General features: G+C 44.6%; 24 protein-coding genes and 1 pseudogene. 15 read left to right on the plus strand and 10 right to left on the minus strand.

Going from position 1 to position 22,971, the window contains the following annotated elements; all coding sequences use genetic code 11:
* Positions 1-4 precede the first annotated feature (4 nt).
* The 4 genes from pyrC to IQE94_RS14205 all read right to left on the minus strand — a co-directional run bounded on the left by pyrC (position 5) and on the right by IQE94_RS14205 (position 1,881).
* Positions 5-1,036, minus strand: a complete 1,032-nt coding sequence (pyrC, locus tag IQE94_RS14190) for a dihydroorotase (protein ID WP_212720830.1) — start codon at positions 1,034-1,036, stop codon at positions 5-7.
* A gap of 51 nt (positions 1,037-1,087) precedes the next feature.
* The gene (locus IQE94_RS14195; protein ID WP_212720828.1) at positions 1,088-1,363 is read right to left on the minus strand and encodes a DUF2442 domain-containing protein; all 276 of its coding nucleotides are present in this window, start codon (positions 1,361-1,363) and stop codon (positions 1,088-1,090) included.
* Between the two features lie 132 nt (positions 1,364-1,495).
* Positions 1,496-1,627 carry a DUF4160 domain-containing protein gene (locus tag IQE94_RS14200; protein ID WP_223342175.1) on the minus strand — a complete coding sequence of 44 codons (132 nt, stop codon included), beginning with the start codon at positions 1,625-1,627 and terminating at the stop codon, positions 1,496-1,498.
* Positions 1,628-1,647: 20 nt separating this feature from the next.
* Complete coding sequence (locus IQE94_RS14205; protein WP_212720826.1) at positions 1,648-1,881, minus strand: type II toxin-antitoxin system Phd/YefM family antitoxin; 234 nt, start codon at positions 1,879-1,881, stop codon at positions 1,648-1,650.
* A gap of 179 nt (positions 1,882-2,060) precedes the next feature.
* Between IQE94_RS14205 and IQE94_RS14210 the strand changes: the two genes are divergently transcribed.
* Positions 2,061-2,525: an ABA4-like family protein gene (locus IQE94_RS14210; RefSeq protein WP_212720824.1), complete on the plus strand. Its 465-nt coding sequence runs from the start codon at positions 2,061-2,063 to the stop codon at positions 2,523-2,525.
* 51 nt (positions 2,526-2,576) lie between these two features.
* Here the strand turns inward: IQE94_RS14210 and IQE94_RS14215 are convergent, their stop codons facing one another.
* The gene (locus IQE94_RS14215) at positions 2,577-2,801 is read right to left on the minus strand and encodes a hypothetical protein (protein ID WP_223342176.1); all 225 of its coding nucleotides are present in this window, start codon (positions 2,799-2,801) and stop codon (positions 2,577-2,579) included.
* 81 nt (positions 2,802-2,882) lie between these two features.
* On the minus strand, positions 2,883-6,251 hold the full coding sequence (locus IQE94_RS14220) for an NACHT domain-containing NTPase (RefSeq protein ID WP_223342177.1): 3,369 nt from the start codon (positions 6,249-6,251) through the stop codon (positions 2,883-2,885).
* A 304-nt stretch (positions 6,252-6,555) separates the two neighbouring features.
* Here IQE94_RS14220 and IQE94_RS14225 point away from each other — a divergent pair, with 304 nt between their 5' ends.
* The gene (locus tag IQE94_RS14225; RefSeq protein WP_212720814.1) at positions 6,556-6,906 is read left to right on the plus strand and encodes a DUF4258 domain-containing protein; all 351 of its coding nucleotides are present in this window, start codon (positions 6,556-6,558) and stop codon (positions 6,904-6,906) included.
* A gap of 51 nt (positions 6,907-6,957) precedes the next feature.
* The gene (locus IQE94_RS14230; RefSeq protein ID WP_212720812.1) at positions 6,958-7,593 is read left to right on the plus strand and encodes a Dna2/Cas4 domain-containing protein; all 636 of its coding nucleotides are present in this window, start codon (positions 6,958-6,960) and stop codon (positions 7,591-7,593) included.
* Between the two features lie 55 nt (positions 7,594-7,648).
* Here IQE94_RS14230 and IQE94_RS14235 read toward each other — a convergent pair whose 3' ends face one another.
* Together IQE94_RS14235 and IQE94_RS14240 are read right to left on the minus strand one after the other, a co-directional pair.
* The gene (locus tag IQE94_RS14235; RefSeq protein ID WP_223342178.1) at positions 7,649-8,926 is read right to left on the minus strand and encodes an FGGY-family carbohydrate kinase; all 1,278 of its coding nucleotides are present in this window, start codon (positions 8,924-8,926) and stop codon (positions 7,649-7,651) included.
* Entirely contained in the window at positions 8,913-9,356 is a 444-nt protein-coding gene (locus tag IQE94_RS14240) for a SufE family protein (RefSeq protein ID WP_212720803.1), read from the minus strand. Before IQE94_RS14240 ends, IQE94_RS14235 begins: the two co-directional genes overlap by 14 nt.
* A gap of 298 nt (positions 9,357-9,654) precedes the next feature.
* Here IQE94_RS14240 and dmeF point away from each other — a divergent pair, with 298 nt between their 5' ends.
* Entirely contained in the window at positions 9,655-10,644 is a 990-nt protein-coding gene (gene dmeF, locus IQE94_RS14245; protein ID WP_223342179.1) for a CDF family Co(II)/Ni(II) efflux transporter DmeF, read from the plus strand.
* A gap of 172 nt (positions 10,645-10,816) precedes the next feature.
* Entirely contained in the window at positions 10,817-13,117 is a 2,301-nt protein-coding gene (locus IQE94_RS14250; protein WP_212720799.1) for a Na-K-Cl cotransporter, read from the plus strand.
* A 109-nt stretch (positions 13,118-13,226) separates the two neighbouring features.
* On the opposite strand, the pseudogene IQE94_RS14255 reads toward IQE94_RS14250, so the two are convergent.
* Positions 13,227-13,343, minus strand: a pseudogene (locus IQE94_RS14255) (IS701 family transposase); the annotation flags it as partial.
* Positions 13,344-13,606: 263 nt separating this feature from the next.
* On the opposite strand from IQE94_RS14255, the gene IQE94_RS14260 reads away from it, so the two are divergent.
* On the plus strand, positions 13,607-14,083 hold the full coding sequence (locus IQE94_RS14260) for a 4-Cys prefix domain-containing protein (protein ID WP_212720798.1): 477 nt from the start codon (positions 13,607-13,609) through the stop codon (positions 14,081-14,083).
* Between the two features lie 210 nt (positions 14,084-14,293).
* Here the strand turns inward: IQE94_RS14260 and IQE94_RS14265 are convergent, their stop codons facing one another.
* Positions 14,294-14,503, minus strand: coding sequence for a hypothetical protein (locus IQE94_RS14265; RefSeq protein ID WP_223342180.1), 210 nt, complete (start codon positions 14,501-14,503; stop codon positions 14,294-14,296).
* 347 nt (positions 14,504-14,850) lie between these two features.
* Here IQE94_RS14265 and IQE94_RS14270 point away from each other — a divergent pair, with 347 nt between their 5' ends.
* The 9 genes from IQE94_RS14270 (at position 14,851) to IQE94_RS14310 (ending at position 22,971) form a co-directional block, all read left to right on the plus strand.
* Positions 14,851-15,810: a glutathione S-transferase family protein gene (locus IQE94_RS14270; protein ID WP_212720796.1), complete on the plus strand. Its 960-nt coding sequence runs from the start codon at positions 14,851-14,853 to the stop codon at positions 15,808-15,810.
* Between the two features lie 133 nt (positions 15,811-15,943).
* The gene (locus tag IQE94_RS14275) at positions 15,944-16,111 is read left to right on the plus strand and encodes a hypothetical protein (protein ID WP_212720795.1); all 168 of its coding nucleotides are present in this window, start codon (positions 15,944-15,946) and stop codon (positions 16,109-16,111) included.
* Positions 16,111-17,064, plus strand: a complete 954-nt coding sequence (locus tag IQE94_RS14280) for a glycosyltransferase family 9 protein (RefSeq protein WP_212720794.1) — start codon at positions 16,111-16,113, stop codon at positions 17,062-17,064. Before IQE94_RS14275 ends, IQE94_RS14280 begins: the two co-directional genes overlap by 1 nt.
* A 158-nt stretch (positions 17,065-17,222) precedes the next feature.
* Entirely contained in the window at positions 17,223-17,612 is a 390-nt protein-coding gene (locus tag IQE94_RS14285; RefSeq protein WP_212720793.1) for a cyclic nucleotide-binding domain-containing protein, read from the plus strand.
* Between the two features lie 148 nt (positions 17,613-17,760).
* Positions 17,761-18,408: a bifunctional phosphoribosyl-AMP cyclohydrolase/phosphoribosyl-ATP diphosphatase HisIE gene (gene hisIE / locus IQE94_RS14290; RefSeq protein ID WP_212722061.1), complete on the plus strand. Its 648-nt coding sequence runs from the start codon at positions 17,761-17,763 to the stop codon at positions 18,406-18,408.
* Positions 18,409-18,525: 117 nt separating this feature from the next.
* Entirely contained in the window at positions 18,526-19,659 is a 1,134-nt protein-coding gene (locus IQE94_RS14295) for a GTP-binding protein (RefSeq protein ID WP_212720792.1), read from the plus strand.
* Positions 19,660-19,794: 135 nt separating this feature from the next.
* Positions 19,795-20,487, plus strand: a complete 693-nt coding sequence (locus tag IQE94_RS14300; protein WP_212722059.1) for an ABC transporter permease — start codon at positions 19,795-19,797, stop codon at positions 20,485-20,487.
* Between the two features lie 768 nt (positions 20,488-21,255).
* Complete coding sequence (gene sds / locus IQE94_RS14305; protein WP_212720791.1) at positions 21,256-22,227, plus strand: solanesyl diphosphate synthase; 972 nt, start codon at positions 21,256-21,258, stop codon at positions 22,225-22,227.
* A gap of 69 nt (positions 22,228-22,296) precedes the next feature.
* Positions 22,297-22,971: a pseudouridine synthase gene (locus IQE94_RS14310; protein ID WP_212720789.1), complete on the plus strand. Its 675-nt coding sequence runs from the start codon at positions 22,297-22,299 to the stop codon at positions 22,969-22,971.

Genomic DNA, 22,971 nt, shown 5'->3' on the forward strand with positions numbered 1-22,971 from the left:
TGCTTCAGGTTGATGCCAGCCAGGTGATTTCTTCCCCCGCCCGTAACGGCACCAGCCCAGATTCGGGAAAGGGCAATTCAGCGGGAATGCGCCAAGTTGTTTTGGTCAATGTAATTTGTTCTGTATTGCGGGGCAGTTGATAAAAGTCTGGACCATAAAAGCTGGCAAAGGCTTCCAGTTTATCCAGGGCATTAACACTCTCAAAAGCTTCGGCGTATAACTCCATGGCATGGAGGGCAGAATAGCAACCAGCACAACCACAGAAACTTTCTTTGCTATTACGGGCGTGGGGAGCACTATCGGTACCCAGAAAAAACTTGGGGTTACCAGATGTGGCCGCTTGTAGCAATGACAAACGATGTTCTTCTCGTTTCAAAATTGGCAGGCAATAAAAATGGGGACAAATACCACCTTGAAACAAAATATTACGGCTAAATAATAAATGTTGGGGCGTAATGGTAGCGGCAATATTATTGGTGGAAAAAACGAATTCTACCGCATCGCTGGTAGTGATATGTTCCAGCACAATCCGCAGTTGGGGAAATTTTTCTCTAAGGGGAATTAAATATTTTTCAATGAATACTTTTTCTCGGTCGAAAATATCAATATGGCTGTCCGTTACTTCGCCGTGGAGTAATAGAGGTAAGTCCACCCGTTCCATTGCTTCTAGCACTGCATCACAGCAACTGATATCCGTGACGCCAAAGTCAGAATTCGTGGTAGCTCCAGCGGGATAATATTTCACGGCTTTGACAAATTCGGATGCTTTAGCCGCAATAATTTCTTCGGGGCTAGTATTATCCGTCAAATAAAGAGTCATCAACGGTTCAAACTGCCCCCCCGCAGGTATGGCGGCGAGAATCCTTTCCCGATAGGCGGCCGCATCAGCCACGGAACGCACCGGAGGCTTTAAATTGGGCATGACGATCGCCCTGGCAAATTGACGGACAGTGTGGGGCAGAACCGCTTTTAGGGCCTCTCCATCCCGTAGGTGCAGGTGCCAGTCGTCGGGTCGAGTAATGGTAAGCTTTTCCATGGCTTAATCATAAGCTGGTTTAGGTTTAGTTAAAAGCCTTTTTCCCCTTCCTTAAACTTCAAGATTTAAGGGGCTTGGAGACGGCGATCGGGTAATTACTTCATACAGCACATCGGGGTCTAAATCTGCTCCATTGAGCCATTGAATAGTTCCAAGTTCCGAATTGATTTTGACTTGAGCAAAATATTCAAGGTCTTTAAGTGGCTCGAATACACCTGTAAATTCAATGTGTTTTTGAATGTCAACTATTCCATCTTGATTGTCTTCAAATCGTAAATAAAGCTTGTAGTTTTTGAGAGGGTTAACAGCGACAATATCTTGTAGCATGGCTTATTCCAATGGTTGAATTTTTCGTAAAGGTTGTTGTTGTTTGGCTAGCTCCCAGTTGCCCTGTAATTCTGCCTGATGAAGAGCACCCCACTCAACAACTAAAGCAAGAGCCTTTGGTGTTAATTTTCCTTAGATAAGACTCAGTTTTTCAATGCTAATTAAGGCTTTCTGATTACCGTAACGGACGTGAAAATGGGGAGGGTTATGATCGTTGTAATTAATAGTGATAATCATTCCGAAAAAACGACTTATTTCTCGCATAGAATCAGACCACTAATTGCTCACACCATCCTACACTCTCCAAAGTCTTGGAGATGGTCATCATCATCAGCGTTGATTATGATCATACCTTTGCACAATCCAGGGCCAGGGCGTTTACGTGTAACTGGCATTTGTGGAATAATTTTTGCTAGAGGAATGTTATTTTCGGTAATTATCAATTCCTCTCCTGGTTCTAAATTATGGATTAAATCGGCTAGGGTTGCTTGGGCTTCTTCGATGGTAATTGTTGCCATGGCGATATCCGAAAAGGAAATCTTTGATTTTTTATTTTAACTCGCTTTTTTTCTAGGCAACAGAATTTAACAAATGCTTAACTGTTACCTTAGGCGATCGCCTGCCCAGCATGATTCTGTAAATTCTTTTATACTCTAAATTGTTCTATCGAGTTGTGGGTAAGCAACTGTTATTGAAAATGGCTACTGAACTACTTTTTAATCTCAGCAATCTGTTTGTGTTGCCGTTTTGGGGCTTGATGATTCTACTGCCACGGTGGCAATGGACGGAAAAGGTGATGAAGTCCCTGGTCCCGATCGCCATTTTAGCTGCGGTTTATCTATTTTTATTTATCGGTTCCTTGGGTTCCGAATCGGCGGCGGCGTTGGCCAGTCCAGAGTTATCGGTTATTGCCCAAGCTTTTGCTGACGAAAAAATTATGGCTGTGGGTTGGGTCCACTATCTAGTGATGGATTTGTTTGTGGGTCGCTGGATTTATTGGCAGGGACGGGAAACTGGTGTTTGGACGGTACATTCCCTAGTTTTATGTCTATTCGCTGGGCCCATTGGTCTGCTGTCCCATCTGCTCACGGGGGGTATTACCAAACAGTGGGGCAAGGGGAATGACTCGACAACGGAAACGCCCCAAACGGAGATTGGCTAATCGCTTCAAGTAACAGATAGGGGTATTAAGTCTGCCCCTTTTTGCTACAAATTATTCCAAGTGATGATCAATATTAAGGTTGATTTCATCTCTTGTTAGATTACGCCATCCTTCAACAGAAACTGGATTTTCTGCGAGTCGATCCATTAAACGTTTTTTTCGTTTGGGTTTAACAATAACTTTTACTTCTAATTCTTCTTGAAGTTCTTGATCATATTCTTTTGAAATGTCGATCATTCCTTGACTGATTTTAGCCGTGAATTCAATAGCGTTCATTATTATTATTTCTGGATAAATTTATTTATTTAATGAGAATAATTTACGCTTAGTTTAACATAATTGACTCCATAAAAATATTTAGCGATTCCATTCAATATTTACTAAGTCGCTGAATTGATCACGCAAATCAAGTAATAGCTGGCTAGGATTTTTGTTGTCTAGGAATAAATTAAATTCGTCTACCTGTAGCTCGTCTCTAATCGCTAAAATGATTTCTTCAATCTGGTCAATTAAATCATCTGAATTTATATCCACTGTTTGATATTGACTATTGATTAATGCTTGAAGTTGAGGTTTAATTTCTGCAGGAATAGATTGGAGAAATCGCCTTTTGAAACGCTTTAGTAATTTTATTTCACTAGTAATTGAGTTTAAATTTTCAGTTTTGATTGAGAGGAAAAAAGATTGATTTGAGACTTGTCGATTTAGATATTGACGATCTGGTAATTGATCGGAAAATCTATAATTAAACCATCGCTTATGAAATTCTGAGTAATTGATTCTATTTGCAAAATAATCAACTATTTTAACGGGGAGATAATAATCACCATTAAAACTAAATGATTTTAATAACATCTCATCCATAAGTCTATAACTTATCAAATAGTCGTAGTATTTTGTTAAATCCACTATAAAATCAAAAATAGCCAAAAATATATTAATATTTGTCGTTTTTATCCCAATTTTAAATATATTTCCTGGAACTTCTCCATATTCTTTTTTGATTATTGACTGTCTTAATTTGTCATAATATAAATCCATAGAAAGTGTAGATTCAGGATTTTTATAACGGAAGTAGTCATATTCAAGTGTTTGGTTGATCAAATCATTGGCTGTATCACAAGAAAGTACATAATCCATCCAATTGATTATATTATCTAAGCATTGTAGAAAAGCATTTTCAATGTTAAAAGCATAACTTTGGTCTGAATCAAAATCAGTAATATTGTTTTCTATAATATTAATTAACAAGCCATTTTTCTCGACTATTGCATTATCCAAAAATAAGACTAGTCCACTAGATGAAAATAGATAGCTAGGATTATCGACAAATAAATCAATCACAAATTGATTATCAAGACTATTTTTATTTAGCCATACCCATTCATAATCGCCAACTAATTCAGTTATGTCTTTAGCTTCATTATTATCTTGAAAAATATTCTTGTTATTGTCTGTGAAAACAAAATTTAAACTATTTTTCAAAAAGCCTTTTATATTATTGGAATCTTCAAACTTAGTTACCTTAAGTTTATTCTTGTTTTGTTCATAGCATTGCCAAAATAAATCAGATCCATAATCACCCTCATACATTCGGCTTAAAATGTTAACAAAGCCTTCATAATTTTTAAACCCTAAATGTCTGTAATAGTCATCAATTGTATAGTTACGATCAGGAAAACGTGTTGAATAATGATTAACAATTTTTTGTGCTATGGTATTGTCAGGATTTTTATCTAAAATAATTGCAGCAAGATCAAATAAGCTACAATTAGGCACATTTTCCGACAAAAGTACCAATTTATCTTCTATTTTTTTGAGGAGCTTTGGATGTGAACAAGCTTTTATTTTATTCCTAAAATTTTGATTTTTGGGATACTCTATTAACTCTTGATTTTTTTGATCCCAATCTCCAAATGCGTAACTAATCGCACAGTCAAGAATTGTATCAACTATTTCACAATCATGAAACTCAGAAATGAGCTCAGTAGCAATTATTAATGCCCTTATTTGATAAATGTAGGCAGATTTTGGCTCATAATTAAAATAAACTAATTGATTGATTAATTTGTTTTTTTGATCATCATTCACACTAGGTAAACCAATCCAAAGTAAAGTAACTTCAATCCATTGTGATTCAAAAATCCTATAAACTCCTTTTTGTGGATTATCAGGAATATGATTCAGTAAAAATTCAGATTTATCTATTGCTAATGCTGCGAAATATTCTTGAAAGCTAGGATGAAAGAAAGCATAAATTTTTTGATAATTTTCCTTTGCTTTACCAATTTCATTTAGCCAACCTACATCTAGAGCTAGTTTAAATAAACCCTCGTCTGATTCTCCTAAAACTTCAGTTATTTGCGCTTCAGTCAAACGAAACCTAAAATCATCCCGGTCTAAAGCTTGTTTGGCTAATTCTCCTAAAGCTTTATTTAACTTCTTTCGTTGAGCTTTTGTAGTTTTGGGTTCCTCTTTCCAATCGTAATAAGCATCAACACATTCTTGGTAAAGTCCCGCTTTAGTATCAGGTAATTTACCTTGTCGTTTTTGCCATGAACGACAAATAAGCGTTAGTCGTAGGGGATTTTTGGCTAAATCACTAATTCTTTCTTTTCCTGGCTTGCCCAATTCATCAATTAAACCACCAGATAATTCGGGATTATCTAAAAACTTAACAATAAATAGATTACGTTGATCATCAAAAAAATCTAAATTGCGATAAACATCAAACTGATTTAAGGCTTGACGGTTACCATCCCAGACATTAATGCGACACGTTACTATGATTTTTGCTTGATCTATCCAACCTCGAATTTGATTATTAACCCAGGCTAAAGGATTTCCTGATAATCCCATTTCATCAATGCCATCAAGCAATAGCCAGACATTCCCCTGATTAAATATTTTGACTAACTTATCTTGAGCATCTTCGCTGGTGTCTCGTTGATTTAAAGTTTCTTTCAGCCATTTATTCAATAAATAATCTTCTAAGGAATAACCACGAAGATCAGCTAATGAAATCCAGATAACATAATTTTCTGATGATTGCTCCATAAGCCACATCGAAATTTGTCGTAAGCGAGTTGATTTACCAGATCCCGGTTCACCAATAATAGCTATTCTACGACCTGAGCTTTTCGGACTATTCCCTTGTAGCAAGACTTCAGTCAAAAATTGATCATTTTCAAATTCACGGGAAATTTCGTATTCATTCGCCCGATATAAAACTGATCCGTGTTCAGGCTTAACCTCTCCATGTCTTGATTTTTCTTTTCGTTCAATTAGTCCTAGTGGCACATATAGCTTTGCACTTTTTAAATTGCCACTTAAAAATATATTAGCTGTTGACTCTCGTATCTTTTTATCAAGCATTCTTTGAAAAGTAGAGGGATCTATGGTGATTGCTGAAGTGTTTAGTGAGGCCGCTTTGGAAACTGTCGATGTAGCCCATCCCTCGACTAAGTCCTCTGGCATCAATCCAAGAGTTGTTGCCAGAGCTTGAATAGTATTTCTTTGTGGGTGACGACCAAATTGTGGGTTGAAAAAATTTTTTACTGTATCAATACTTATCGTTCTTCCTGTCCTTTCCCATAATTCTTCATACATTTGCTCTTGAGTCGAGTAAGTGAACCCTTTCTCTCTCATGGTTTTTTCCAAAAGAAGTAATGCTTGGGGCTTAACGGGGAAACTGCGCTTGCGACTCTGTTTGGGTTTCTCGCTCATTTTTTTGTTAAAAATCCCGTATGCTTTTCAATCTACCAAGAGGTTCTGGGATCTGACCAGTGACGTTTAGTGAAAATAAGTGAAGTTAAGACTGCGCTTAAGTTCATTTAACAACACTGGTTTCTAGGCGTTGCAATATCTAATCTGGAATTGTCGAGGGCAGACAACTGAAGACCGAGAGGGCATACCCCCAAGACCCCTGAGAGAAGGTTCCCAACCTGGTGATGGGCCAGTCAAAGAAAAGCCATAACCACCATTAACCTGCCTGATTCCCAACTCCAATTTAACTCCTGACTTTAATCCTATGGGCAAACAATCCACTCTGAACCAACTAATCCAACAGGATGCCAACATCATCCCCAGTGAAACCATCACATCATTTAACTCCTACAAAGATGACAATCATCTCCAACGTCGCCAGCAACAACGGGCCATTAATACCGCCATGATTCAGGTTGCCCTAACCTATGGGCAGCAAGACTATAGCCACGGATCAGTGCGCTTCACCCTGACCGATCGCCTTCTTCGCCAAAGCCCTTACGCAAAAATGACTGATGCTTTGCGGGGATTGCGGGTAATCTGTCAGCCAACAATCACCAATACGCAAATTGTCACCGCTTACTGGCATCACCAAACCAAACAGCGGGCCCGCTAAATCCCATCATCAACTGTCAACTTTTATCCCAATTTTTTTACTTTACCAATTATGGTTCAATCCTTCCTTCCCCAAATCAAGCAACGCTTTCGTCCCTATGCCTGGGTTACAACCCTTGCCAAACTCATGGCTGAAGAAGATCCCTGCTTCTTCGCCGCTTGGCTAAAAACCCAGCATCAACTAACTTTGCCTCCCAGTGATTTCGACTGCACAATCCACGATCAGATGGTGATTGAACGGGCAGAATCTCTGCGTCAACAGGGATACGATGTCGCCATCGAAGAAGAAAATTCCCAAAAGGTAGTCGGCAAATCTTTTGACATTTGCATTGCTGGTCGTCCTGACATTGTTGCCTACAACGACGACGAAATTATTGTCGAAGATTGCAAAAGTGGGCGCAAACGACCCTTTCATTACTACCAAGTTCTGCTTTATATGATGTTGATTCCCCACGCCGATACCACGAAAGAAAAGTGCCAAGGACGGAAATTAAATGGCCGCTTAATTTACTCTGATTCTATTGAGGATGTTCCCCACTCCATGATTGATCAGGATTTTATCGGCGAACTCCATGCTATTCTTCAAATCTTGACTAGTAAGGATATTCCCAAGCCTAATGCCTCGGCGGCAAATTGCCGTTATTGCCCTTTGGCTGGTAATTATTGCTCTATCAAACGCTGTGATTAATAGCTTAAAACTGAAGGCGATTTGCTGTCTCGGATGGCGATCGCCTTGGGAAATTTCATTCCAAAGACTGACTACTTCTGGCTAAACAAGCAGAACCATAAGCCGCTTCCGACTGAACGGATTTCTGTACCGGCACCTGGAGCAAATTTTGCCGAATAGTTTGCCAAGTTAAATTCTGTGCTCCTCCCCCAGCAGTAAACACTTTTGTTAAGGTTGTTGCTCCCAACTTTTGTAACTTTTCATAACCCTGGGCTTCAATGCGGGCTAAACCTTCCAATAAACCTTGTAAAAATGCGACATCATCCCCTGGTCTGGGTTCCAATCGGGGTAATAAATTGGGGTCATTAATGGGAAACCTTTCCCCCGGTTGCAAAAGGGGATAGTAATCTAAATCACTAGTTTGATCGGGATTAATCTGGGCACTTAATGCAGTTAACTGTGCTGACGAAAAATAATGTTGCAATACCGCTCCCCCAGCATTGGAAGCTCCCCCTGTTAACCATAAATCGCCCAAACGATGGCTATAAATGCCGCTGGCTAAATCCGTTAGTGGTTTTTCACTTAGTAACTTCAGCACCAAAGTAGAACCCAAAGAAGTAACTGCTTCCCCCGGTTGCGTTGCGCCACTGGCCAGAAAAGCAGCAATGCTGTCCGTAGTACCGGCACAAACTAAACAATTTTTTGGGAATTTTTCTGCGTTGGCGATGCTGGAAGATAGGCAAGAAATTGCTTTACCGGGGGCAACTACTGGGGGTAAAAGGTCAAACCAAGGGGAGCTTTTTAACCAATCAGGATAGGTTAAATTTTCGGGGTCATAACCCAGCTTGAGGGCATTGTGATAGTCACTAACGGGTCTGCCACCATGGAGCAAACTTGCTAACCAATCCGCTTGATGGCAAAAGTAACGAGCTTGCTGAAATTCCGATTGTTGGGAGTACCAAAGCAATTTAGCCAGGCTAGAAGTAGCACTCTGTACTAAATGATCCGGCGGAGCTACTTCTGACAACAAATGTTTAACTTCCTTGCCCCGGTCATCGTTATACAAAAGAGGCTCCATTAAAACATTGCCCTGGCTATCCAACAACAAAACAGTGGAGGAAGTGCCATCAATGGCGATCGCCTGAATCTGGCTACTTAGTTCAACGGGAATTTGATCCAAAAGATGAAATAAACTTTCCCGCCAAATGCCGGCTAATTGCAGACTAGGAACTTGCTGGAACTGGATTTTGTTCTGCCAAATTAATTGTTTGTGCTGATCAATAATTGTCGCCCTGGCCCCGGATGTACCAAAGTCTAAACCAAGGAAAAATTTAGACTTCTCAACTTTCCCCATAGGACTGGCCCAACTGAAAGGCGATCGCCTTGGTCTGCATCATCTTAAAAATGTTGTAAAAACCATTGGCCCGACTGGGGGTCAAGCTAACCTGTAAACCCGTCGCTTCAATGAAATCCGGTGTTAACTCGACAATTTCCTGGGGGGTTAAACCGTTCAAACCTTGAATTAACAAAGCCACCAAACCTTTAACTAATTGGGCATCGGAATCCCCCTGGTAGATGACTTTGCCATCTTCGAGATCGGCGGTGATAAAAACCTGGGAAACACAGCCCTGCACCTTATTGGCGGGAATTTTCCCCTCCTCCGGCATCGGCTCTAGCTTTTTGCCGTACCACAGCAACTGCTCATAACGTTTTTTGGGGTCAGTGTGCCGTTGAAAGCGTTCGACAATCTTCGCGAGGTTAGGGGGTAGAGTAGCGTTGGCCATGGAAAAGTTAGGAAAAATAATTGAGAACCGGTTGGCAAAGTCTGATTCTGGCTCCCAGGTCAACCCACCAAAGCTCCGACAATAATGGGCGTTATCCAGCTTTCCTCCAGGGTTGGGGGAACCAAGAACCAGTCAAACCCACTCTGGGCTCGTATCCATTGTATCTATTGCTGAGCAAGGCTCGATCAAGCGGCTTCTCTCTCCCCTTTGATAGACAAAGAACAATTTTATTGACTATTAAATCCCCTCTTTTTTCCATGGCATAATCAGACTTAACCTTGAGCCGGGTTGATTAACTATGCATTTCTACACCCCAGAGTCTTGGCAACATTCCCATAACTTTGCCAACCAACACCAAAGCCACGCCGAGAAAAATACCAAAATTGTTATAGTGCTCACCGCTGTCACCATGGTGGCAGAAATCGTTGCGGGCACTGTGTTTGGCTCCATGGCCCTATTGGCAGACGGTTGGCACATGGCCACCCATGTTGCGGCCTTTGGTATCACTTTGTTCGCCTATCAGTATGCCCGTCGCCATGCCAGCAATCCCCAATATACCTATGGCACAGGGAAAGTTAGTGTCTTAGGAGGATTTGCCAGTGCAGTGGCCCTAGGGGTAGTTGCCTTTATGATGGCGTTTGAGTCCGTTGGTCGTTTTTTTCACCCCCATGGCATTCAATTTTCCGAGGCGATCGCCGTTGCCATTTTGGGACTATTGGTTAATCTTGCTAGCGCCTGGCTGTTACAAGATCATGACGACCATCACCACCATGCTCATGACCATGACCATGACCATGGCCATCAAGACCATAATCTCCGGGCAGCCTATTTCCATGTGTTGGCCGATGCCCTAACTTCTATCCTCGCCATCATTGCCCTAGTGGCCGGTAAATTTTGGGGCTGGATTTGGCTAGATGCGGCCATGGGGCTAGTGGGAGCGGCGGTGATTATCCGATGGGCCTATGGCTTAGTGAATGACACCAGTGCCATTCTCCTCGATGGTTCGGTGGACAAAAAAATTCAATTAGAAATTCTCACCGCTCTGGAAACTGATAGCGATAACCGCATCACGGATCTCCATGTTTGGTATCTCAATGAGAATTATCTGGCCGCCACCATTGCTTTGGTCACCCACTTTCCCCAAAGCCCGGAATACTATAAACAACAACTGAGCCATATTTCTTCTTTGGCCCATGTGATTGTGGAAGTGAATCCCTGTGCTGGGGAGCCTTGTTCAACCGAGGCATCTACCATTGGCACAACAGCATCTGGCCCACTGGCGCCATAAAGGTTAGGGCAAAAAGCGCTCTTAAACGGGTATACGTTACCCTAAGTCGGGTGTGCCTAATTTTGCTCCAACCAGTGACCATCTGCCCCGCCGCAGAAGATTGCGCCTTAGATGGTTTCCCCGTCTATGGTCAAATCCCAAAATTAGGTTAAATTTGCTTTCGCGGTAATGAATGTCACAAAACACTTCTCTATCCAGTTCCAGCGTCGATAACAAATCCAGTGTTGCCAAAACTGGATTGGGTACTTTTGGTGGGGTTTTTACCCCGTCGATTTTGACCATCCTCGGCGTGATCATGTATTTACGCTTTGGTTGGGTACTGGGCCAGGTGGGTCTATGGCAAACTTTGCTAATTGTGACCCTGTCCACCGCCATTACCTTTTTGACCGGACTGTCCATTGCGGCGATCGCCACCGATCAAGTGGTTAAGGCCGGGGGAGCTTACTACATGATTAGTCGTTCCCTGGGTATTGAAACCGGCGGTGCAGTGGGGGTTCCCCTGTATTTTGCCCAAGCTTTTTCCGTGGCTTTATACACCCTAGGCTTTGCGGAAAGTGTGGTGCGGGTGATGCCGGGTTGGAATTTGACGTTAGTGGCCGCCGTTACCACCGTCGGGGTGACCCTACTAGCTTTAAAATCTGCTCAGATTGCCATCCGGGCCCAATATGTAATCATGGCGGCGATCGCCGTATCGCTACTGTGTTTAGTGTTTGGCCATGCGGCGGGCCCCTATACAGGCACCGTAGAAGTTCAACCCCACAGTGCTGGATTTTGGGCCGTATTAGCGGTATTTTTTCCAGCGGTCACCGGCATCATGGCGGGGGTCAATATGTCGGGAGACTTGCGGGATCCCCAAAGATCCATTCCCTGGGGCACCTTAGCGGCGATTGTCACGGGGTACGGCATTTATTTAATCATTCCTGTCATTCTTTATTTCCGGGCTGATCCGATTACGTTATTGAACGATCCCTTAGTGATGCGGCGCATTGCCCTCTGGGGAGACAGTGTTTTACTGGGGGTTTGGGGCGCAACCCTCTCCAGTGCCATCGGTAGCATCATGGGGGCCCCCCGCATTCTCCAAGCCTTGGCCCGGGACAATATTCTTCCCTCTCCCCTACGGTGGTTAGGCCGGGGGGAAGGGGCAGAGGATGAACCCCGCCTAGGAACCCTATTTACGTTGGGCATTGCTTTGGCCGCCGTGGGCATTGGGGATTTGAATCTCTTGGCCCCCATTCTGACCATGTTTTTCTTGACCACTTACATGGTGTTAAATATTGCCGCCGGGGTGGAAGGTTTTTTGCAAAGTCCCTCTTTTCGCCCTAGTTTTAAAGTTCATTGGGGTTTTTCCCTGGCAGGAGCAGTGGGCTGTATTGGGGTCATGTTTTTGATTAATGTCACCGCCACCATTTTGGCCGCAGTGGTTGTCCTGGGAGTTTATTTATGGCTAGAACGGCAGGAATTGGCCTGCACCTGGGGGGATGTACGCCAAGGTATGTGGATGACCTTGGTGCGGAGTGGGCTGATGAATATGACCACCATCCCGGACCCCAAAAATTGGCGACCCCACCTGTTGGTATTTGCCGGTAATCATCTTAAACGCTGGCATTTAGTCGAACTAGCGGCGGCATTGACCCATAACCGGGGCTTGGTCTCAATTTTTAATATTTTGCCCCTTGATGTTAGCAATCCCCAACGACAAGATAACCTGACGGCGATCGCCCAGGAAGACCTAGACCAGGCTAATATCCAAGCTTTTTTTCGGGTGAAAACTGCCCCCGACCTCTATGAAGGTATGGAACAATTGGTGGAAACCTATGGCCTTGGCCCCCTGATTCCTAATACCGTACTAATTGGCCATCCCGATGAATTACAAATAGACCGCTATTGTCAATTTTTAACCTTCTGTCACCACAGTCAACGCAACGTTATCATTTTGCGGGATGGAACCAACCATCGGCGATCGGAAAAATTTCCCCTAGAAAGTGTCCTAGTACCCCCTGACAAACGTCACGCGCGCAAACGGATCGATGTCTGGTGGGGGGGACTACAGTCCAATGGTGGCTTAATGCTGATTTTGGCCTATCTCCTCCGCAATAGTTGGCAGTGGCACAACACAGAAATTTGCCTGAAGCTAGTCGTACCGGATCTCAACGCCATGCAATCAGCTCAGTCCAACTTGGTTGCCTTGGTTCAACGTTTACGCATCGGAGCCACACCTCAAATCATCAACGCTGAGGGTAAGCCCTTTGCCGACATTCTCTTGGCATCGTCCCAGGATGCAGACTTTGTTTTACTTGGGCTAGCCAGACCCGATGACCCAATGTTTGCTAATTCCTCTGATATTTCTTCCCCGGAGCGTTCCTATGCAAACTATTATCAACAACTCCATGGGCGTACCCAGCATCTTCCCCCTACTCTCTTTGTTCTCGCATCAGAGGATTTGAACTTTGCTCAGTTACTCGAAAAAACTTAAGTTCGATAGCTAAAATTTAGACTCTGTAGCTGGTGCAACGAAGACGATTTGATGATTGACTGCGCCATGAATGCCAATGCGGCGATCGTAGCCTCGAATATCAAAGACTTTCAAGACTAACCATCAAATATACACTCATCACTATTTCTCTCCATTTCTCTATTCTCGAATAGTCCATTATTCTAAAATCTGCCCATCCCAATTCATTCTTGATGTGCTTTAATCCATTGTGCGTTACTAGAGGTTTTGGACACTGCTAATCTTGCTTGGCGATCGGTGTAATTTTTGTCTCCCTGTTGGTTATTTGCTTGGTATCCAATGTGACAGCAGAGATCCTGGGAGGTAAACCCATTTATGCCGTGTTATTGGAGATAACTTTGGCAAAGTGGCAATGATCTCAATCTAAAGTCTTTTATTAGAGTAGTAATAATAAACGATATAAATTTGAGTAACACTACTTTTGCCCAAGACTACCATCCTCTTGATGCCATGAATCAGAGTCAATGTTTAAATCCCAATTGTCTGGCTATTAACCTCGCAAACCACCGATTTTGTCAAAAGTGCGGGCAAAAGCTTTGGCTTAAGGATCGCTACCAGGCATTGAAATTGATTGGCCAAGGGGGATTTGGCACAACTTTCTTGGCGGTAGATTTGGATAAGCCATCCCAGCCCCGTTGTGTAATTAAGCAGTTTTTTCCCCAGGGTCAGGAAACGGGTTCTCTGGGCAAGGCAGCGGAGTTATTCAAAGAGGAGGCAAAACGCCTGGACAATTTAGGTAACCATAACCAAATACCAGAATTATTCGCCTATTTTATTGCTGATGACCAACGCCAATATTTAGTGCAGGAATACGTAGAAGGGGAAAATTTAGCCCAAGAGCTGGAAAATCAGGGAGTTTTTAATGAAGCAAAAATCCAGGCATTGAAAGTATCTTTTCATATTACGATGGCCGTTATGCCCAAATAAATCTAGCTGGATAATTACAAAGCAATTTCTGTTAGGAATAAACCAAAAATATGTGGGATAACCAGGTATATAACCATCAGGTATTTCAGTTAAATTAATATCAGAATCTCCGACTTATCCTTGCCCATTAATTGATGCTATATTACCGTTTGTTGTAGTGTAAGTGTTTTATCATGTCACTAAAATATAATCTTCATTTGAATCATTTCTTTACAGATCACAACAGTATATCGCATCAATATCGCTAAAGCGAGATTCGTCAAAAGTTCTGGTATGAGCTAAAAACACACTATCATTATGAGCAAAACTATAAATATCATCTAAAATAGTATGTATATCACCAAACTTTAGACTTTCATCTCCAGCATAATAACCACAATTTATGATTTCATAAAAAGTTATTTTTACATTTCTTCTCATTATAAAAAACCTCCAAAAATGCTATGAGTTGTAATAGCACCAAAACTTGATGGAGTACATATAGGGATGTTGACACAAACAAGTTCGACCATAAAAGGCTGTAATGCTTAATTTTTAAATCTCTTGATGTACTTTATTTGACTGAAAACTGCTATCTTTTTTTACCAAATAGATTATAAGAATTAGTTTGATCGCCGATCTCGTAGTAGCGTAGCCCATCTTCAAAATATCCCTTCCAAAATCCCAATAATCAATAGAGGGATGGGATGGTGATCGCCAGTTGCGTTAGCCAAAGCAAGCGGTAACTTTCATAATGAGACAACGGCAATCTTCAGTGAAAGGACATTATGGGCTTACTCGTCAACGGCATTTGGCAGGATCAGTGGTACGATACCGAAAGTACAGGGGGCCGATTTGTGCGGCAAGACTCCCAATTTCGCCATTGGATTACCCTCGATGGATCGCCTGGCCCCACAGGTAATGCTGGTTTCAAAGCAGAAGCAGGACGCTATCATCTTTATGTTTCCCTAGCCTGTCCTTGGGCCCACCGTACCCTAATTTTCCGTAAATTAAAGGGATTGGATGGAATAATCGATGTTTCCATTGTCCATTGGTTGATGAAAGAAAAAGGATGGACGTTTGCCTCTGGCCCTGGGGTAGTGTCCGATCCATTATTTAATGCAGAGTATCTTTACCAAATCTATACCCAGGCAGATGCTCAATATAGTGGTCGGGTGACAGTGCCAATCCTGTGGGATAAAGAGACTCAGACCATTGTTAATAACGAATCGTCGGAAATTATCAGGATTTTTAACAGCGCCTTTGATGAGCTGGGGGCAAAGCCTGGGGATTATTATCCCGAAGCTCTCCGTGCCGAAATTGATGCCCTCAATGACCGGATTTATCACACTGTTAACAATGGCGTTTATAAATGTGGGTTTGCCACCACCCAAACCGCCTATGAAGAGGCGATCGCCCCGTTATTTGAAAGCTTGGATTGGTTAGAAGGAATTTTAAAGGGGCATCAATATTTAACAGGGGACGAAATTACGGAAGCAGATTGGCGTTTATTTACCACTTTGATTCGTTTTGATGTGGCCTATGTGGGGCATTTCAAATGCAACTTGCGGCGGATTCAGGACTATCCTAATCTGTGGCGTTATCTACGGGATTTATACCAGCAACCGGGCATCGCTGAGACGGTTAATTTTCAACATATCAAGGGCCATTACTACGAAAGTCATCTAACCATTAACCCCACAGGAATTGTCCCAATGGGGCCAGCGTTGAACCTATCGATCGCCTAAATACTGCCTGTGTCCCCAGACCAACCCCACCATCCCAATATTATTCCCAACATGCTCACTGCCATAGGGGCCTAGTATGCCCTTCTGGTATCAGTCGTAGGGTCGGAACGTGAACTGCGGCGGGCATAGGCGTTTGATCATCCAGAGAAAATCATCGCCATGGAAGTTTTACGGCAAGGGAGAGCTCTCCTTGTTAATTGTCATAGATATTGCTGACATTGGTGGGGCTGGGATTGGCAAAAAAGTTGCTATAGTGAATCTGATTAAAACGCCCTTTGCTGCTGTTTCAGCTTTTGAATAATGCGCATCCTAGCCCTTGTCCCCGGTGGAATCTCTGAGCAAATTCTGTTTTTCCCGACCCTTGCCACCCTCAAGGCGCAGTATCCCCAGGCGACGATTGACGTAATTGTGGAACCTAGGGCCAAGTCGGCCTACAGGGTATGCGCTCAGGTTAATGAGGTGTTGGCCTTCGACTATCGGGACCGTAATGGCCTAGCGGACTTTTTAAATTTGTTGGGCGTTATTCGTGACCGGGAGTACGAGGCAGTAGTAACGGTGGCCCGACAATGGACAATCGAGTTACTTCTTTGGCTGAATGGCATTCCCCAGCGGGTGGGTTATCAGGGCAGTGCAAGTTTCTTTTTGTCATCGACAGTCCCTTTTAAGCCGGATCAATATGTTCCTTTCCTTTTCCATGATTTGACCCAAGGCTTTGGTATCAATCGACCCTGTCCTCCTTTACAGATTACTCTGCCCAAGGCGGACATTGAGTGGATGGAAGCAACCCAGAAAAAGTTAGATCTGGGAAATGGGGGCTATGTGGTGCTTAATGGCGGGGCCATACGTCAACCGGACACGGGGGATTTTCCTTATCCCATTGCCCAGTGGCATGAAATCATCGAAGACATTAAGCAAAAACAACCGGGATTAAAAATTGTGCTGATCCCTCCAGCGGAGGATACGGGCTGGGTGCAGGCCATGCAGAATCACAATCCGGGGGCAATCGCCGTACGTCCAGGGGATGTGGGTAAAATGGCGGCTCTACTGGCGGGGGCTAACTTGGTGGTTTGCACGGAAGGAATTCCCATGCATTTGGCGATCGCCGTGGGAACTTACACCGTTGCGATTTTGGGTAAAACCCCGGCGGCCCGCATTATTCCCCCGAACCAAGAAAAATTCATTGGCTTACAGGTGCCCAGCGGCAAGGAAGCGGATGTGAAACCGGCCCTAGTATTGAAGAAAATTTGGCGCTAAACAACTAGTTTCGGAATATTTTAAGAAAACTTTAAAGAAGCATTAACGGCTACCATTGTCTCTTTCATTGATAGGATAGGTGAAAAGCTCGATAGCCTAATTTATTGGGACAGAGTCAATCTTCTTTAACCTTTTCTTAACTTTGGAAGAAATTTGTTATGACTAGCATTATGTTAAGAACTGTACAAACATACGGAGAAACGGTCAAAAAAAACTACAAGGCCGGGGAAGTAATTTTCCGGGAGGGGGCGATGGAGTTGTGTATGTTCGGGGTGTTGGAAGGGACGGTGGAGATGACATTGCAAGGCACGTTTATTGAAAATATTGAGGCTGGAGGAATTTTTGGCATAGGAGCCATTGTCCACAGTGATCATCAAAGGACTTCTACGGCGATCGCCAAAACCGATTGCGTGTTGGTGGCCATGGATCGGGAGCATTTTCTCTTTGCGGTGCAACAAACCCCCATGTTTGCCCTGGAAGTAATTCAGAGCTATTCAGACCGCTACCGGAGTCTCAAAGCAGTGTACGAAAAGGCGATCGCCGAATAAAACTAAGTCGATTTAGGTTGATAAAAGCCAGAGGACAGGACGGGGAAAATGCATTTGTCCAACTTCCTGCGGGAATACGGCCAATGATAGGCTAGAGAAAGAAATGTCAAGCCGTTCTGCGGGGCGGAATTCCCCCATCCTTCCTTTGATGAGCCACTCTGATTTACCTTTGGCCAACGCTGTCCCCCTCGACGAAATTCGCTACAACGACCAGGGATTGGTGCCGGCGATCGCCCAAGATTATTTGGACGGCACGGTGTTAATGTTGGCCTGGATGAACCAAGAAGCCCTGGCTAAAACCCTGGCCACGGGGCAGGTGTGGTATTGGAGTCGTTCCCGCCAAGAACTATGGCATAAGGGCGCTACTTCTGGCCACTTTCAAAAACTTTTGGGCATCCGCTACGACTGTGACAGCGACGCTTTATTGCTGACCATTGAGCAAAAAGGGGACATTGCCTGCCACACCGGGGAACGGAGTTGTTTCCATCAACTGGACGGGCATAAATCTGCTCCCCCAGCGGATATATTGACGGAATTGGCCCGGGTCATTGGTGATCGCCGGGACCATCCCACCCCCGAATCCTACACCTGTAAATTGTTGGCAGGGGGAGATAATAAAATCCTCAAAAAAATTGGCGAAGAAAGCGCGGAAGTGGTCATGGCCTGCAAGGATGACGATCCAGAGGCGATCGCTGGGGAAGTAGCTGATTTGTTCTACCACACTCTGGTGGCCCTGGCCCATCACAACGTTGATCTGCGGGCCGTTTATCGCAAACTTGGCGATCGTCGCCGTTAACGGTGCCCAGCCCAAGTCCTCCCAAAAAGCCGTGGTACCATTAAAAAGCCGTGGGAAGAACCAGAGCTTTTCCCGTCACTTTTTTTCCTCAACATTTCTCCGTTTTTAGCAACCAATATGTCCACCGTTGACCATGCTCCCCAGACCTCAGAAGCGATGGCCATTCCCAAACAGGGATTGCCGGTAACCATTATCACGGGCTTTTTAGGCAGTGGTAAAACCACTCTGTTGAACTATATTCTGAGCAATCAACAGGGACTTAAAACTGCCGTTTTGGTGAATGAATTTGGTGAAATTGGCATTGACAATGAACTAGTCATTGCCAGTGACGAAAACATGGTGGAACTAAGCAATGGTTGTGTCTGTTGCACCATTAACGAAGATTTAATTGAAGCGGTTTATAAAGTTCTGGAGCGGGAACAAAAAATTGATTATTTAGTGGTGGAAACCACCGGATTAGCGGATCCATTACCCGTAGCTTTGACCTTTTTGGGCACCGAACTGCGGGATATGACCAGACTGGATTCCATTGTCACCATGGTGGACTGTGAAAATTTCAGCTTAGATCTGTTCAACAGCCAGGCGGCCCAAAGTCAGATTACCTACGGGGACATTATTGTCATCAATAAAACCGACTTAGTGGATGAGGCGGAGGTGGATGCCCTGGAAGTGCGCCTGCGGGATCTAAAAACCGGGGCGAGAATTTTACGGAGCAAAAAAGCGGAAGTCCCCTTACCCCTTATTCTCAGTGTGGGTCTGTTTGAATCGGACAAGTATGCTCCTGAGGGCCACGACCACCAAGGCCATAGCCACGCCCATGACCACGACTGTGCCCCCGATTGTCAGGATCCCAGCCATGACCATAGCCATCACGGCCACGATCACCATGACCACGACCATGGGAAAAAATACAGCAGTGATCACTTAGAAATGGATGGTTTTACCTCCCTTTCTTTCCGCAGTGAACAACCATTTTCCATCCGGAAGTTCCAGTATTTTCTCGATAACCAATTGACCCCCAACATTTTCCGCGCTAAGGGAATTCTTTGGTTTAACGAAAGTCCGAAACGACATATTTTTCACCTCAGTGGCAAACGTTTTAGCCTCGAAGATGACCAATGGACCGGGGAAAAGTCCAATCAATTGGTGCTGATTGGCCAAAACCTAGACCACGACAAAATCCGCGAACAACTTAACCATTGTTTAAGTTTACCGGCGGAGAATAAGGGCAAAGGTTTTGGCAAGGGTTAACCACGACCCTAGAATGATTCTTCTATTTTGTGACCCTTGATCAATTTTTCTACCTACCGCCGCGTTTTAGGTCTATTTTGGCAAACGGCGATCGCCACTGAGTTGGAGTATCGCCTTAACTTTGTCATTGCCAGCGTGGGCAGTGTGGTGAATTTGGGGGGCAGTTTATTCAGCCTGTTCTTGTTTTATCGCACTGGTTATAGCTTTGCGGGCTGGAATTGGCAATCGGCCCTGGTGGTGCTGGGAATGTTTACGATTCTTCAGGGGTTGGCGGCCACCCTATTCATTCCCAACTTGAACCGCATTGTCCGTTACGTGGAGCAAGGCACCCTGGATTTTGTGCTGTTGAAACCAATCAGCAGTCAATTTTGGCTTTCCCTGCGGCAACTGTCTCCCTGGGGTGTACCGGATATTTGTTTTGGACTGGGGCTAATTATCTATGCGGGGGTGACTTTAAAACTCCAAGCCGGGGATTTACTGTTGGGGGCTATGCTCCTTGGGTTGGGGTGCATTATCCTCTACAGCATTTGGTTTATGTTGGGGGCCACTAGCATTTGGTTTGTCAAAATTTATAACGTCACTGAAGTGCTGAAGGGATTTCTCGAAGCTGGGCGTTATCCCATGGTGGCCTATCCCGCCATTTACAGGATCTTTTTTACTTTTGTTATTCCCATCGCCTTTTTGACCACTGTGCCCGCAGAGGCCATGTTGGGTCGCCTAGAACCGATTTGGCTATTGGCAACAACCGGATTGGCGATCGCCCTGTTGGCCCTTTCTCACTATTTTTGGCAGTTTGCCCTGCGGTTTTACACCAGTGCTTCCAGTTAATGCCCCTATGAGTTCAAATAAACTTATTGTGATGACTGACGGAGCAAAGTTTCAATTCCCCCGCAGAGGAGAAAACAAAACCTTTGCCCCGACCAGAACAATTACCACCACCCCTAAGGCAACCTAGGATTAAACCTAAAATTAGACTAGGGTTGTAGCTTGTTAGTCTGGTGATCAATGACATATTTAAGGAGCAATAAACCCCCGTAAATTGTCAGAATATACGCCGATGCCACTAACAATATCTTCAAAACCATAATGTCCCTCAAAAACATTAACTACTGTGATTAATTTGGTTGTCATGATCTGCCATCCCACCCAAGACCAACTCCGAGGGAAGCACATTTCTTTGGTCCCTGACCCGGGGGCAATGTTCCGAGGACTCCGTAATCCTTATCCCTTGCTCAACGCCCTGGAATCAATGTTATTTTTCTCTAGAATCTCCACTGTCCCGATCGCCAGGGGCGCAGATGTAGTACTAATAAGTACGATTCTGCACATAAAAACCGGGGATCAGACAAAACCTAGACCCTGGAGAGCTCTCTGTAATTGATTGCAAATCCTTACCCTTAGCCTAACACAGCCAGCCCGAGTCCGGGAATCTTTTTTTGCTCCGGCATCAACGCAAAAGTAGAACAAAATTCAGTCAAGGGCGGCGATCGCCCCAAAAACCCAGAATCGACATTTTTAGTTCACGAGAGGTTATCTTAAAATAAGCATCAAGATATGTAAACTTTCGTAAACACATCTGCCAAGTTTGGCCAGCCGATGATCTCCACTACCTCCCTGTTTGCCCCCGTTGACCAAGACCTCCGTTTGTTGACGGATAATCTCAAGCGGCTTGTCGGTGCTCGGCATCCTATTCTGGGGGCGGCGGCGGAACATTTATTTGAGGCTGGGGGCAAGCGGGTGCGGCCGGCGATCGTGTTGTTGGTATCCAGGGCAACCCTGTTGGACCAAGAATTAACGTCGCGCCATCGACGGCTGGCGGAAATTACCGAGATGATCCACACCGCTAGTCTGGTCCACGATGACGTGGTGGATGAAGCGGATCTGCGGCGTAACGTGCCCACGGTGAATAGTTTATTCGACAATCGGGTGGCGGTGCTGGCCGGTGATTTTCTCTTTGCCCAATCTTCTTGGTATTTGGCTAATTTGGATAATTTGGAAGTGGTGAAATTATTATCAGAGGTAATTCGGGATTTTGCGGAAGGGGAAATTCTCCAAAGTATTAATCGTTTTGACATCGATACTAACTTAGAAACTTATTTGGAAAAAAGCTATTTTAAAACCGCTTCCCTAATTGCCAACAGTGCCAAGGCGGCAGGGGTACTTAGTGATGCTCCCCGGGAAGTATGCGATCATCTTTACGAATATGGCAAGCATTTGGGCTTAGCGTTCCAGATTGTGGACGATATTTTAGATTTCACTTCCCCCACTGAAGTTTTGGGGAAACCGGCAGGGTCGGATTTAATTAGCGGCAACATCACGGCCCCGGCTTTATTTGCCATGGAAAAATATCCCCTACTTGGTAAATTAATTGAACGGGAATTTGCCCAGGCGGGGGATTTAGAGCAGGCTCTGACATTGGTGGAACAGGGCGACGGCATCCGGCGATCGAGGGAATTGGCCGCCAACCAAGCGCAACTGGCCCGGCAACATTTGAGTGTGTTGGAAATGTCCGCTCCGAGGGAATCCCTGTTGGAATTGGTGGACTATGTCCTTGGTCGTCTACATTAGGGCTTGCCCTTGGGGGAACTAATTTTCCCGTAAACTAGCCTATTCAATCAATTATTTAAGACTTTGGCAGTGCCAGCAACGATAGTTTTTCATAAACCCTATGGGGTTCTGTGCCAATTTACCGATAACTCCGACAATCCCCGGCCGACCCTGAAGGACTATATTAAATTGCCGGATTTGTATCCAGTGGGCAGGCTAGACCGGGACAGTGAGGGACTATTACTGCTGACTAGCAATGGCAAACTGCAGCATCGTTTGGCCCACCGGGAGTTTGCCCACCAACGTACCTACTTTGTCCAGGTGGAAGGAGCGCCAACGGCCGCAGATCTAGAACCCCTGCGGCGGGGCATAACCCTGGGGGATTACCGTACCCGACCGGCGATCGCCGAAATTATCGCGGAACCAGATTTTCCCCCTAGAAATCCCCCCATTCGTTACCGGGCCACTATTTCCACCAGTTGGTTGAGCATTACCTTAACGGAAGGTCGCAATCGTCAGGTGCGGCGGATGACGGCGGCAGTGGGCTTCCCTACCCTGCGACTGATACGGGTGCAAATGACAGTAACAGGCCGATCGCTCCAACGGGGTAAAGGTAAATCAGCGGCATCTTGGCACCTAGCCCTAGAAGATTTGAGTCCGGGACAATGGCGACCCCTGACCCCCTGGGAAGAAAATTTTTGTCAGCAACTTTTGGCCGGCCCATCCACCCCCACTCGGCCCAGGAAAACTGGCGATCGCCATTGA

The sequence above is a fragment of the Synechocystis sp. PCC 7339 genome (genome assembly GCF_019924095.1).
Classification (GTDB): Bacteria; Cyanobacteriota; Cyanobacteriia; order Cyanobacteriales; family Microcystaceae; genus Synechocystis.

What these genes read in the sequence shown, in the direction of transcription:
- IQE94_RS14205 (WP_212720826.1), bottom strand. Translation starts at nt 1,881, where the DNA reads ATGGCAACAATTACCATCGAAGAAGCCCAAGCAACCCTAGCCGATTTA.
- IQE94_RS14235 (WP_223342178.1), bottom strand. Translation starts at nt 8,926, where the DNA reads ATGGGGAAAGTTGAGAAGTCTAAATTTTTCCTTGGTTTAGACTTTGGT.
- IQE94_RS14200 (WP_223342175.1), bottom strand. Translation starts at nt 1,627, where the DNA reads ATGCGAGAAATAAGTCGTTTTTTCGGAATGATTATCACTATTAATTAC.
- dmeF (WP_223342179.1), top strand. Translation starts at nt 9,655, where the DNA reads ATGCATTTCTACACCCCAGAGTCTTGGCAACATTCCCATAACTTTGCC.
- IQE94_RS14215 (WP_223342176.1), bottom strand. Translation starts at nt 2,801, where the DNA reads ATGAACGCTATTGAATTCACGGCTAAAATCAGTCAAGGAATGATCGAC.
- IQE94_RS14285 (WP_212720793.1), top strand. Translation starts at nt 17,223, where the DNA reads ATGACTAGCATTATGTTAAGAACTGTACAAACATACGGAGAAACGGTC.
- hisIE (WP_212722061.1), top strand. Translation starts at nt 17,761, where the DNA reads ATGAGCCACTCTGATTTACCTTTGGCCAACGCTGTCCCCCTCGACGAA.
- IQE94_RS14265 (WP_223342180.1), bottom strand. Translation starts at nt 14,503, where the DNA reads ATGAGAAGAAATGTAAAAATAACTTTTTATGAAATCATAAATTGTGGT.
- IQE94_RS14280 (WP_212720794.1), top strand. Translation starts at nt 16,111, where the DNA reads ATGCGCATCCTAGCCCTTGTCCCCGGTGGAATCTCTGAGCAAATTCTG.
- IQE94_RS14260 (WP_212720798.1), top strand. Translation starts at nt 13,607, where the DNA reads ATGAATCAGAGTCAATGTTTAAATCCCAATTGTCTGGCTATTAACCTC.
- IQE94_RS14270 (WP_212720796.1), top strand. Translation starts at nt 14,851, where the DNA reads ATGGGCTTACTCGTCAACGGCATTTGGCAGGATCAGTGGTACGATACC.
- IQE94_RS14195 (WP_212720828.1), bottom strand. Translation starts at nt 1,363, where the DNA reads ATGCTACAAGATATTGTCGCTGTTAACCCTCTCAAAAACTACAAGCTT.
- IQE94_RS14295 (WP_212720792.1), top strand. Translation starts at nt 18,526, where the DNA reads ATGTCCACCGTTGACCATGCTCCCCAGACCTCAGAAGCGATGGCCATT.
- pyrC (WP_212720830.1), bottom strand. Translation starts at nt 1,036, where the DNA reads ATGGAAAAGCTTACCATTACTCGACCCGACGACTGGCACCTGCACCTA.
- IQE94_RS14230 (WP_212720812.1), top strand. Translation starts at nt 6,958, where the DNA reads ATGGTTCAATCCTTCCTTCCCCAAATCAAGCAACGCTTTCGTCCCTAT.
- IQE94_RS14240 (WP_212720803.1), bottom strand. Translation starts at nt 9,356, where the DNA reads ATGGCCAACGCTACTCTACCCCCTAACCTCGCGAAGATTGTCGAACGC.
- IQE94_RS14220 (WP_223342177.1), bottom strand. Translation starts at nt 6,251, where the DNA reads ATGAGCGAGAAACCCAAACAGAGTCGCAAGCGCAGTTTCCCCGTTAAG.
- IQE94_RS14225 (WP_212720814.1), top strand. Translation starts at nt 6,556, where the DNA reads ATGGGCAAACAATCCACTCTGAACCAACTAATCCAACAGGATGCCAAC.
- IQE94_RS14250 (WP_212720799.1), top strand. Translation starts at nt 10,817, where the DNA reads ATGTCACAAAACACTTCTCTATCCAGTTCCAGCGTCGATAACAAATCC.
- IQE94_RS14210 (WP_212720824.1), top strand. Translation starts at nt 2,061, where the DNA reads ATGGCTACTGAACTACTTTTTAATCTCAGCAATCTGTTTGTGTTGCCG.
- sds (WP_212720791.1), top strand. Translation starts at nt 21,256, where the DNA reads ATGATCTCCACTACCTCCCTGTTTGCCCCCGTTGACCAAGACCTCCGT.